At 37.2% G+C, this 12,237-nt stretch carries 9 protein-coding genes; 1 reads left to right on the forward strand and 8 read right to left on the reverse strand.

The annotated features are described in order from the left end of the window. Positions 1-55 precede the first annotated feature (55 nt). From KHA88_RS19960 to KHA88_RS19985, 7 genes are all read right to left on the reverse strand, one after another. Positions 56-1,474, reverse strand: a complete 1,419-nt coding sequence (locus tag KHA88_RS19960) for a hypothetical protein (RefSeq protein ID WP_213122722.1) — start codon at positions 1,472-1,474, stop codon at positions 56-58. A 131-nt stretch (positions 1,475-1,605) separates the two neighbouring features. After that, positions 1,606-2,559, reverse strand: a complete 954-nt coding sequence (locus KHA88_RS21365) for a restriction endonuclease (protein ID WP_213122723.1) — start codon at positions 2,557-2,559, stop codon at positions 1,606-1,608. Positions 2,560-2,577: 18 nt separating this feature from the next. Continuing rightward, the gene (locus KHA88_RS21095; RefSeq protein ID WP_249313348.1) at positions 2,578-3,627 is read right to left on the reverse strand and encodes a CHAT domain-containing protein; all 1,050 of its coding nucleotides are present in this window, start codon (positions 3,625-3,627) and stop codon (positions 2,578-2,580) included. Between the two features lie 237 nt (positions 3,628-3,864). Continuing rightward, a complete protein-coding gene (locus tag KHA88_RS19975; RefSeq protein WP_346729210.1) occupies positions 3,865-4,491 on the reverse strand; it encodes a recombinase family protein in 627 nt (208 codons plus the stop codon). A 198-nt stretch (positions 4,492-4,689) separates the two neighbouring features. Beyond that, on the reverse strand, positions 4,690-4,920 hold the full coding sequence (locus tag KHA88_RS19980; RefSeq protein ID WP_213122724.1) for a hypothetical protein: 231 nt from the start codon (positions 4,918-4,920) through the stop codon (positions 4,690-4,692). 342 nt (positions 4,921-5,262) lie between these two features. Then, entirely contained in the window at positions 5,263-5,385 is a 123-nt protein-coding gene (locus tag KHA88_RS21240) for a hypothetical protein (RefSeq protein ID WP_283247463.1), read from the reverse strand. A gap of 1,909 nt (positions 5,386-7,294) precedes the next feature. After that, complete coding sequence (locus KHA88_RS19985) at positions 7,295-7,486, reverse strand: hypothetical protein (protein WP_213122725.1); 192 nt, start codon at positions 7,484-7,486, stop codon at positions 7,295-7,297. 3,174 nt (positions 7,487-10,660) lie between these two features. On the opposite strand from KHA88_RS19985, the gene KHA88_RS19990 reads away from it, so the two are divergent. Beyond that, positions 10,661-10,843, forward strand: a complete 183-nt coding sequence (locus KHA88_RS19990) for a hypothetical protein (protein ID WP_213122726.1) — start codon at positions 10,661-10,663, stop codon at positions 10,841-10,843. A gap of 918 nt (positions 10,844-11,761) precedes the next feature. Here KHA88_RS19990 and KHA88_RS19995 read toward each other — a convergent pair. Beyond that, positions 11,762-12,193, reverse strand: a complete 432-nt coding sequence (locus KHA88_RS19995) for a GNAT family N-acetyltransferase (protein WP_213122727.1) — start codon at positions 12,191-12,193, stop codon at positions 11,762-11,764. Between the last annotated feature and the right edge of the window lie 44 nt (positions 12,194-12,237).

A 12,237-nucleotide genomic window follows, 5' to 3' on the forward strand; every position in this document is an offset into this window, starting at 1 on the left:
ATTTAAGGGTTAAAAATAATAAGGCATTTGAATATATTTATTCATTTGCCTTATTTCATTTTCTGTTTTTCTTCTTTTTCATTAAAAAAAGATACACAGCAAAAAAGATAACTACTGAAACCCCCATTAACATTAAATAGTTTAGTAATATATCCAATGAGGACATTTCTCTGGAAAATCGAATTTCATAAATTGGTTTAATAATATAATCAAAAATTACAGACATTGATAGAATAACAGATACAAAACCAATGATAAAATGAAAAATGTTATCCCTTTTCGTTTTTGAGAACTCCTTTTGTCTAAAAGAAATATCTGCTAACGCATCAATGCGATTAATTTGATCATTTATTTTGAAGAGCTCATTTATGGCATAGTCCATTATTGTGTGTGCTTTAAGAATGCTTGAATATTTAAGTGAAATTTGTTGCTTTAGAAGATGAAGTTCTTTTTTGGACTTTAGTAACTCACCTAGGGATTCATCATCTACAACTTTTGAATATACAACCATCTTAGTATTTAAGATTGATAGTTCATCGTCCAAAACTGCAGCAGGCATATATGAGTCCAAAATATCACCAAGTGTTAAAGTGATATGCTCAAATACATAAAACTTAGTCGAGGGATGTTCACTAAAATTAATCAATTGTCTATCATATAGTGGATTATTTTCAGTGTAAGCAAATCCATTTCTAATTAACTGGATTTGTTCATGTGTTAGATTAGGATTATCTAGCGAGATTAAAGTCCTTCCGAACCATGAATATCTCTCGTATTTTAATAGCATTGATAAAAACATTTCAGCGAGTTCATGAACATCTCTTACAGAAAAACCCTCTGAGTTAAATATAGCTGATTCATTCGCTTCAAAATTGAATAACTCTCCATTTTCTTTGTCCATTTCTATACCCAGTGCTACAAAGTAGGTATACGGTAGTTTCAGGTTCTTTATTTTGTCCCCAATTCTTAGTAATCTATATGCAAATTCTTCGACAGTCTCCGCCTCATCGTGTGGAAAATAGTTGAAATCAACTATAACAATTTCTTTATTTACTACTTTGACCACAGGATAAATCCGATAATAATATTCTGGATTCTTTTCCAACTCAAGAACTATAGGCTGGAATATAAAATAGTTATACTCGTCTTTAAAGTCATCATCTTTTGCAAAGAAGAAGTTTCTAAATAGCTTTTCTCCAGAAATATGACCTAAATAATGTGTTTCAAAGTCATCGATATTGGATTCACCAAATTTTAATGTGGCCATAGTTGTATAATTTTCCGTATGAAAGTCTATCTTAGACTTATCAAGTTTACCATCTTTTACACGGATCATATTGAATTCATCATCAATGTAACAATATAGGGCTCTTGTAGCTATAAGACTTGTAACAATCTCCGGATCTAATTTTGCATCATATAGACCAAAAGAAAAGCTCTTCCTAACTCTATAATCTTTAATATATGTTTGCATACCTTCTCCTTAATAAATAATTCTTACTTATATTTACTTATGTTGCTACTCACCGTCGTGATATGGCGAGAGTGATTGCTTCTGCCGTCTCTCTTTCTATATAAACTTTAACTTTTTTGGTTCTTCAAAATCTAAACAGGAATATGTAAAGGCTCCTTGTTTATTATGGCAGCCTGTATTTTCCTTCTTAGATAGTCCTTTAAATCATCTTCTTGTTCAAGAACCTTGTATATTTCCTCAAGATTCACTAGAACTATCAATACCTTAGAAAGTGACTCTTTACAAAGTGCAACAGCAGGTTGGGTAAATGATGAAGTAGAAATAAATATTCCACAGGCATGACCTCTATTAAAAATTCGGACTAAGTGCTGAGAAACTTCTCCAACACCAACTGGTTTGTCCCACCATTTCATTTCTACCAGAAATACTTGGCTATCTACCTCTACTACTCCATCAATTTGTTCAACAATCCCTTCGCCATCTGAACCAATTAAATTGAATGATTCTCTGACAAGAATCCCATAGCTTTTAAACAGCTCATTTAAAACATGCTCTAATTCCTTACCCCTTTTGTGAGGATTGGATATTGTAAACAAATGATTGAATCCTTCTTTTAATTTACTTCTTTCTTTACGAAGATTTTGTACTTCATTAATCCTACGCTGGTACTCCTTTTGGTTTTTCTCAGCCTCTTTATCACGAGCAATTTTCATCCTCATAAAGGCATCTTTAGTGTTGACTACTTTTTGTATTTCAGCAACCAGCCCCCTAGCTTTTAACTGATCATCCGGCCAGCAAGAAGAGAAACTCTCAAATTCTACTACCCTCTTTAAAACTTCACGTCGCTCCCTTAGTGTCTTTTCACCCATTTCATTAAGCCTACTCAGTACAACTCTAACAATTTCATACTTCGTTACATTTAGGCGATCTAATCTTACTTGGTTTTCTAAATCCAATGTATATTGCTTTGATACCCCTGAGCCTTTAAAGAAGATCATTACATCATTTTTAGATCTAAAAAGTAATGGAATTGTATCCACTAGCAAATTAAACAGCTCAGGAGGATAATGATAGATTTTACCCACTGTCTTCCCTCCATTATTTTATGGTTTAACGATAATTAATTCATCAGCATTTAAACCGTCTTTTACATATAATTCTGGAGTATCTTTTTCTGGAATCCCTTCAAGCATCAGAGCTGCCTTCCCTTGCTCAAATGCCTTTTTTACAGAATACCCGAAGCCGATAGCTGAATAAAACTGGGCTGCAAAAACTCTAGCTGCTTCATCTCCAATTGTTGTGGTCATTCCAACTGCTACATCTACGTGCTGTACTACTGCCTGTGCTTGTCCATAGGAAAAACATGTATTGAAAAACACCAATTTGATGTGATCAGATGTACTCATCATTGTTTGAACTATTGCCTCTTTAGAGACAAATTTAGCATTCCCTTGGTTGTCTTGGAACACAATTTCATCATGATCAGAGCCATGCCCACTAAAATGAATAATTGTTGGGTTCTCCTCATTAATTGCTTGTATTACGTCAAGAGCTCTTGTCGCCCATCGAGTTTCAAACGATACGGAATCCCTATGTTCCGATTTTCTTATCATTTCTTGTATAGATCTAGCCTCTTCGTCTAATCTTAACTGGGGAGCATCCAATGGATTTGAAGCTATAAATAAGACGGTAATTTCTTCTGGTAGTTTGTTCAATTCTTTCAATGACCTGTTTGTCTCTTGGTGCATTTTACTATGCTTGTCTAGCATTCCGCTTACCTCCTTCATACGCCTTTCATTATCAACTATCCTCTTCTTTTCAGCGGCATCTCTTTTCTTTTGCTCACGCTCAGCTGCACGACCCAGCTTACTTTCTTCAAGGATTATGTCGCCTTCAACTTTCGCAATCCCCCTATCTATTTCCGCAACCTTTTTATCAATATCGGCTAGTTTTTTTTCTTCCCGTTCAATTTCTCTATACTTAGAATTTAATGTAGCAAGGGATTTTGTTCTACCTATCGTTGCTTGAGCCGAGAGAATTTTTTTCTTATGTGAAGATATTTTTCCTACCACGTTAGCTTTGGAAGTCCTTAGTTTGTTTAACTCTCCTTTTTTTCTTTTTATTGTCCTTCTATACGATTCAATAAGAGACAAAATATTCTACCTCCCAAATTATTCGTTACCTATATTATACTGAATATTCTATATTTAACAAGACACCCAAACGAACATACGTTCCGATTTTGTTCACTAAAAAGACAGTTCCTTTCTTAGGAGATAGGAACTGTCTTTTGCTGTTATTCTTTGGTTGTCTTTTCCATTCAATTTTCCTTATTCGTTATTATCAGCGTCTCTCTTTTATCATTGTTATTCCTCCGCTTTATGATTGGTTTAGATAGTTTCAGTAAATTCAATTTCCCGTTTGATAGAGTATATAGTGTTTCTTGACAAACCTGTCTTACGATGGGTGTCCATTACACTTATATTTTCTTTTAAACATCTAACCACTTCTTCGTAAATAACTCTATCCTTACCTTTAGCATTCTTATGATATTTCTTTTTACCGCCTCTGAACTTACCCTGTCTCTTCGCAATTTCAATGCCCTCTCTCTGAGCAGCTCTAATACGTGTTCTTTCCTCTTCCACCATCCATGATAATAGGGTAAGCACCAAATCAGAAACTAACTGCCCCACGCCTTCAAGCTCTTTATACTTCCGTGTATCCAAGATAGGCATATTTAGTACAACAATATCAATTTCCTCTTTAACAAGGGCTTCCCATTCATCTATAATTTCCTGTTTATTTCTTCCAAACCTACTTAAATCATGCACAACCAATACATCACCAAATCGCATTTTAGAACGCATTTCTTTATATACTGGTCGTTCAAAATCCCTTCCGGATTGTTTCTCTTGATATATTCGGTCACAACCATACTCTTTTAATTCTTGTAGCTGCCTTGATAGGTTTTGGTTTTTGGAGCTAACCCTTGCATACCCAAAAATCAAATTTCTCACCTCTATGTATTGAACAAGTCTGTTTGAACATATCCATGTACCAATAATACTATACTCTTGTCTGTTTGCACAGGGTGTACTCTGAAAGTACGATTGTCACTTTTCGTGTTATGTATGGCTCGAATACATGCAAAAAGGATGATTTCACCACGTTAAGCGTGAAATCACCTTGCAATTCCTTAGTGTTGTATGATCATGTCACTTGATATATTTAAATAGCTCTTTTTGTGCTTCAAGATAATTTTTGGAATTAATAGATCCATTTTCATCAAATAGAAAGTTTCTTCCTTCTTCATCGTAATTATCTGACTCTAGATATTTTTTGACAATCTCGCGGGGAAGCATGATTACATCTTTTTTCCTTTGTTCTTCCCTAATCTCCAGCAAGAATAATATTAGGGATGACGGAATTTCTACATTATTATTCATATTTATCACTCATTTCCTGTTGTCTTCGTTGTTTAATTTAGCTTGTCTAATCTCTTGAGGAGGAAATATCCCTTGGATTAATATAATAATAACGTCTTTTGCTGTTTTCCCATTTAGTAAATAGTGGGGGAATTTCCGTTTTTTGTCACAATTATACTTGAGAATCCTTAACTAATCTTTTTAAACAATTGATCCACTCTTCGATTTACCTCTATGTGTAACATCTGAATAGCCTTGCGTTTTCGTATTTGACGATCCAAATATAAATACAATAACTTTTTTAACTCAGGATAGTCCATAATCACATGAGCTTTGATTGATATCTGCCTCATATGGACCACTTTATATTCTCCATTTTTTAATAAAGGAAATATTAATTCCCTTTTTACCCTCCTTCCTATACATTTTCATTGAAAAATTATAAATCTCTGTTGTATATTTTATTGTCATTCCAACTTTTTCCATGATATCCTCCCCTGTAGATTATGATTTTAAAGACAACCTCGACGTTCCTATTTTCCATCACAGAATTATATATGACTTGAATTGTTTATGGATGAAAAACAGATGATTCTGTAAATCACAGGAAAAATGGTGGCCGCTACTAAATCATCGTTAGCTCGCCCTTCAATGAAAGCGCTTTTATTTGTTCCTGCTTTGTTCCTTTTTCGCTTCAAATGTCCCTTTTTGGGGTCAAAATGTTCCTTTTTTAGAGGGTTTTTGCATGTATGCAAGTATCTTTCTAAGTGAAAGCGATTTAATTTTTGTCACACAAATTTCACATATTGGTATACATGCAAGTAAGATTCACGAATTTGTTCCTGCTTTGCTCGAAATGTCCCTCCAATGTCCCTAGATTTTCATAGTAAAAAGGAACAGCAAAATGCTTTCATATCAAGGGGTCACGCAATGTATGTCCCTCTGTTCCTACTTTTTTTAATGAAAGACTATATAAAATAAATAAATATATAATGCATTACCCATATAAAAGTTTATTCGAAAAAACGAGGAACCAAGGAACTTACTCTGAATTCAGAGTATTTTCGGGGTGTGAATTTTATTGAGCTGCAGGATAATCTCGCAAGCCATTCTTCTGTGACTCTCCCGCAATTGCCGTTTTAACTTCCAAAGAGCATCCCTAGGATCGTTTATGATATTAACGTATAATTTGTTCTGAAGGGGGAAAAAACGTGTCCTGGTGGGCAAGTCAAGTCACGAATGCTGAGACGGCACTCGGAGGAAGCTTCTCTCAGTCCGCGCTGTCGGATTCCAGGTTCAACTTCCTGATATCTTTTCTCGACGATCCGCTTCGTTCCTCTATTTTCTTTTTTGACAGTTTCCCCTACCAGATTTATTGGCAGCTCCATTTTTCGCATCAATCTTTTCGGGCGTCCTTTTGAGTGCCCTGCAAGACGAAATCCCGCGACATTGGTTTTTAATCGACTTTCTCAACACAAGCTCGTATAAGTGCCCCTGGCTTCCCCCTCTAAAAGCATTGAAAAACCCTTCTTCTTGTAAAGTGACAATAAAGTTATTTAATTTTTATACCAAAACAGTATAACCCCGTCCTCAGATTACTTCATTGTGCCTAAAAATATTTCTTTTTGACAGCAGATAAGACATACCGTATGAATAACAGTCCACATAATATGTCATATGGTATGCATACAGTATATGCCACCCCATTCCGAACACCATACTGATTATCGGTGTATTCATACAATACGTGATGCGGTGCGTATGTTATATCATATGATGTGTGCATGGCATGTACATATAACAATTATTCATCATTTGCGTACGTAATGTCGCACAGCGTGTGATACACAATATAACATTTCGTGGCACGTATAGATATACTTATAATGTGTCGCATGATATGTGAGATACAATAAGGTAATTTTGATGCGTAAGTCCGATATACATACGCGGTGTAGTATGACGTTTCGTACAAAGTACGCACCACATGTCTTATAGAATGCCACACCGAGATTGACATGCTTTGAACCTCCTTTTTTTGTTATCTTTTTCAGAAAAGCAGATTAGTATTATTAAGAAGTATCAGACAGTATTACCTGATGTTAAACTAGCGCGTTCTACGTGGGGCCCTCCCACCCTACAGTGCTTTTTCCTGACTTTCTCACTTTCGCTCGTATAAGCGCCTCGGGTAGCCCACACAGAGACTTCCTTAAAACCCTATCTAATCAAGGGCAGCAAGGGATTTTCGAGCGGGTCCCGCGTCGGTCGGTGGTCTTTCTTGACTCGCTCGCTGCGCTCGTATAACCGCTCCCTCCTTCCCCCTCGAAAATCCCTGAGAGACCCTTCTTACAAACAGCGCGGAGCCTTCCTCCGCTCGGTGGTTTTTCCTGACTTTTTAGCTCGCACATTCGTGCGTACAAGAGCCTTTAATTTGACATACAACCGCCTCGCGTCGTCCACGCTGTTTGACGAAGTGACGATCTCCCGGAAGACCCTTTCCCGACGATCCGCTCCCCATTCGGTCCGCTTCTCTATCTTCTTTTTTGACAACTTCCCCTACACGTTCTCTCGCTGTATGTCGATTCATCCCCCTCGGCGCACCTCTCTCCGGCGTCCTCCGCCACGCCTCCAAGTGGGCCGAATCCCGCACCGCATCCCCGCACGAAACCCGCCCCTCAAAAGGGCATTTCGGGGCTTGGATCGTGCCGGAAATGTGCCGAATATGCCGTCATACGCCTGTGGTACGGAGTGCGTACCCGACGTATTTGACGAATCGCATAACGGCGCGGATTTGCCGGGTGCGGATACGCGGCGTATTCGGTGTGGTGTTCGCCCCGGTATTCCGCCACGCCTTACAGCGCCAAGGATTTCGATTGCTTGTTCGATATGCGGCGTGTTATCGTGAGGGTGTAGGGGAAAGAGCATAAGGGGGACGTATGACATGTCCACTTCGTTCCCATGTCAGTCAGCATAGCTGACCGTCCCCCTTACTGCGATTTATGAACGCTCACGCGTCCATAAATCTTGCCCCTTCGGGGTGCTCATTCGAAAGCTCCTATTCGTCACTTTCTATTTCAAAACCTCTCCTCCAATTCTGCGGCGGTAAATTGTTATCCCCGCATCGATTACGGTAAAAATCAATTACCTGAACCGTGTGTTTCCTGCATAAAGCTCACGCTTCATTCGTACACACACCAAAGACATATTTGTACGCACGCCTATCCAGGAAACGGACCGGTGGCGCCAGCTTACACCCATCAGGAATTCTTTCCAGTGTACGCAATACTCCGAAATACCTTGCGACGCTATGTCACAGGAGTCCATGCGCATGATGTTTGTGACACTCTCAAGCGAAAAAGTACGAGTATATTATTAATTCACATCGTGCATCAAAACTACGCTCCGTGAGCGATTCACATGCGAGCATGTTCCAGACACCAATCAGTAGCGCATATCTTCCCACGCTGAATGACGCAGCGAAAGATCAGCCAAACTCAATCGACAGCGGTAACACCATGTCTGACAGAGACAAGGCTCCAGGATGCAAATAACGGGCCATAAAGACGTTTTCGTATCCACTGGACAACAACCCATATGAACGTCCTAAATAGGCACAGAAAGCCCCTTAGGAGGTTTTAACGGCAACAAGAAGGGTCACAAAGAAAAACCTAATAATTGCTTGCGGGAGTTTTCAACACCACAACCAGAAATTGCGCCCGGAGATTCTCGAAATTCCAAAAATGTTCCTCTGTTCCTTGTTTTTTCGAGAAAACTTTATATGCGTGATATGTGTGTATATATAATATTTTATTATAGTCTTTCATTAAAAAAAGTAGGAACAAAGGAACATAACTCTGTGACCCCTTGATGTAATAGCATTCGTATGTTCCTTATTAGCGTGAAAAGGCAGGGACATTGGAAGGACATTTTTAGCAAAGCAGGAACAAATAAAGCGAAATTGCATCCATGCAAGTAAAATAAATCATGTGTTCGCGTGATAATAAAACCGCTTTCATATAAAAATTACTTGCGTGTATGCAAAAATGCCCCCTAAAAAGGAACATTTAGGGCGAAAAAGGAACATTTTTACCCCCAAAAGGAACAAAGCAGGAACAAAAGTAAACGCTTTCGCCGAAAGGTAAATACATGCACGATTATATGTTAGCGATCTCCAATTTTTTCTGTGATTCATAGAATCGGATGATCCGTTTTCGCCAATAATTCGTACATTTATTGTTTACAAGAAAAAGACCAGGGCGATAACGTCCTGGTCTTTTTTTAATAATTTTATGTTTCACCGGTGAGGGCTTCAAATCTTTTCTCTTACATCTGACGAAAACAAATTTATTACTGGCGCACCACATCGAGTTGTCGGCGGAATGGGCGCTACAAGTTAAATATTTATATATTTATATGTATTAAGAGCATCCTCAGTCCGGGATACTCTATTTTCGCATGGCTCTTTTGGTGGTCAAGTACTTGCTTTTAAAGTTCACGTTTATGGTAGTGAGACACCCACTTTTAGAGCTCGCATTTCTGGCAGCGAAACGCCCGCTTTTAGAGCTCGCACTCATGGTGGCGAAACACGAACAAGTAACTGCTCGTCACATTATCTATAGTTTTAATATATTCGCTTTGCTTTATTCAATCAAGGGGAAAAGATCAATTTGTAAATAATGGGCTATCTTCAACCATATTCTTCTTATTAGTTAGCTAATTTCCCCCAACAATATGAGAACGCCTTTTAATATAATAGGAACCCTGCGTCGGGGTTCCCTTGGTTGATCTGTGTTCTCTTTGTTGCCTGAAAATTTTTTTGGTATGCCTTCTCTAAAGATAAGAGTGAAATTTAATTGTTCCAAATCTAATTTCGACGTAATACCATCATGTGACATAAATCAGAAATAGTATACATAGTATGATTACATTTATAATGAATAATTTCTATTTTTATTTCATATGACATATTTTTATCTCATGATACGGAATATGGAGAGGTTTTTTATTATCACTTTATATTAAGAAGTAATATTACATAATATGTAATAGATTATTGTATACGTATTCTATATACAACAATCGCAAAACCATTTTCTGCTGCATCATACGTTATACGTTATCATTCTTCACCTTTTGTGTGCGGGAGTAGTAATTATATGACATATCTGCCTGACACTTTATGATGATTTCTTCACCTGTTTATAGGCACCTATTATTCATCCCAATTCCATAATAGGTAATGTTTTATGTAGACCCCATCCTGTCCAAACTTCCTGTTACTTCGCCCTATTACATAATACGTAACACAGTTTCATTAATTATAATGATAGAATCGACAAGCTGCACGTTATTTTAAAATTTCACGTATCTTCAGAACCTTTTATAGAAAACTACGCGCTCTAGCCGTGTGATATTAATAAATTTATAGAGCTAATCACAGTCGTTGTCACTATTTTAAACGAAAAAAATAGCCCCCCTGTTCCACCGGGTAAGGGCTATTTTTCATTACAGATTAGATAACGCCAATCCCCTATCAGAAGAATGGGTATCTATCGACCGCAGTTCCCACTGTGGTCGATTTTTTATTATATGTTTTGTTACTGCTATCATACCACATTTTCACGAAAAATACACGGAACGATTACCTATGAGTTATTTTCACCTTCCCCTTAAAGTTTTTAAACAAATAGATATCAAGTTTTGACTTTCCGTAAACTATTCTCTCTTTGTACAAATGAATCACAAAAAAGGAGTTGAGAAAATGGCAAATGTATTCAAGCAAAATGCCTTGTCAAATGTAAGGTACAACCCAGATTTACACAGAGCTCACAGTATCTCTGAGAACGATGAAGTGATAAAACGGATTCTCTCTTCCATTGAGGTTGAAGCATTTATGTCGATCAATGTATTAGATTTAGATAACACTCGGAAGCATAATATCTAATATAAATACCAAGAACGGTCACAGGATTGTGGTAAGGTCACCACATCCCCCCAGATAGGAACCGCCTATCTGTTTTTTTCGTGACCTCTTTTTAAATGCACCTAAGAGCTTGTCATCGACTCATTGAGGGTAATAACCCATACGATCCACCAGAATTTGTTCGATGACTTTTTTGCGGTGAATTCTCGATACATTTGCTGTCCAACCTCGTTAGCTTCGTCGGGGGCTTTTCTGACGGTTTGTATGGTTTTAACGTTCTTTTCGTATAGGGCTTAATAGGCGCATTAAATCATATGTGTGTAGTTCTTTTAATTGTAGTTGCGTGTAATCACTTACCGTGTCATCTAAGTTCGGGTTTATATAAAGTATAAAATTAATAAAACCAAACGACAACAAAGTGAATACCTGTGTGGGGAGGGTGCTTTAAACACCGTAGGCGCACACCTCTCTATTAATAAAGAGTTAGAACAAGATATAAGAGGGATAAGGTAGGAAAATTACCTGTGGATAAGTATTTTCAAAAAAATTCTTAATGGTTTCTATTGTGGATAGCTCTTTTAAGAAGTATGTCCACCAGAGAACGTTTTTTTCGAGTTGTATGACCGCTAGAGCACGGGCTGAAATCGATGTATGACCATGAGAGCACGCTTTTTTAAGAGAAGTATGACCACCAGAGAACGGTTTTTATTGGTTATTTACGTCTATATTTATTGAAAAGTATGTCCGCCACAGCACGGTTTGGCTAAAAAAGTATGACCACGAGAGCACGCTTTTTATTCAAGCATACCCAAATAAAAAGACAACTAAATTAGGCATAAAAATGCACCCTAAATTAGATTTCACTCTAACCTTATAATACTCACGCACCCTTTACTTTAAGTACATTACTTCACAATCTCGATTTGTATTAAAGAAGATTTAGATAAGACTTTTAGCGAAGCCGATACTTTTTTCTATATAACCCATATTTTTGTAAAAATTATGAGCATTAGTTCTCTCTGGTCGGTTCCCACTATTTAATCCTATTCCAGTAGCTCCAGTTTTTCTTGCCCAACTTTCTGCTTCTTCTAAAAGATTTTTTCCTATCCCTTTACTACGATAATTAGAATCTACAACAAAAGCTACAATACGAACATAAGAGCCATCGATCTCATAATAAAAAACTTTAACCAATCCAATCATCCCAACTATTTTGCCATCATAAGAAGCTAATAAAGTGTGATAATCAGGATTTGATTCAATATTTTTAAATCGTGTTTTCATACTTTCTACAGTAGCAGGATAACCAAGTTGTTCCACCAGCGAAGTTAATTCCTCAACATCATTTATTGTTGCTTCTCTGATTTCCATTTTAATCTCCCTATATTCTTTTTTCATTGACCTGCTTCGTTAAT

It is taken from the genome of Lederbergia citrea, assembly GCF_018343525.1.
GTDB lineage: Bacteria > Bacillota > Bacilli > Bacillales > Bacillaceae_C > Lederbergia > Lederbergia citrea.

Excerpts from the sequence above, each read along its gene's own strand:
- KHA88_RS19995 (WP_213122727.1), bottom strand. The coding sequence starts at position 12,193 with ATGGAAATCAGAGAAGCAACAATAAATGATGTTGAGGAATTAACTTCG.
- KHA88_RS19990 (WP_213122726.1), top strand. The coding sequence starts at position 10,661 with ATGGCAAATGTATTCAAGCAAAATGCCTTGTCAAATGTAAGGTACAAC.
- KHA88_RS19960 (WP_213122722.1), bottom strand. The coding sequence starts at position 1,474 with ATGCAAACATATATTAAAGATTATAGAGTTAGGAAGAGCTTTTCTTTT.
- KHA88_RS19980 (WP_213122724.1), bottom strand. The coding sequence starts at position 4,920 with ATGAATAATAATGTAGAAATTCCGTCATCCCTAATATTATTCTTGCTG.
- KHA88_RS19985 (WP_213122725.1), bottom strand. The coding sequence starts at position 7,486 with ATGAATCGACATACAGCGAGAGAACGTGTAGGGGAAGTTGTCAAAAAA.
- KHA88_RS21240 (WP_283247463.1), bottom strand. The coding sequence starts at position 5,385 with ATGGAAAAAGTTGGAATGACAATAAAATATACAACAGAGATTTATAAT.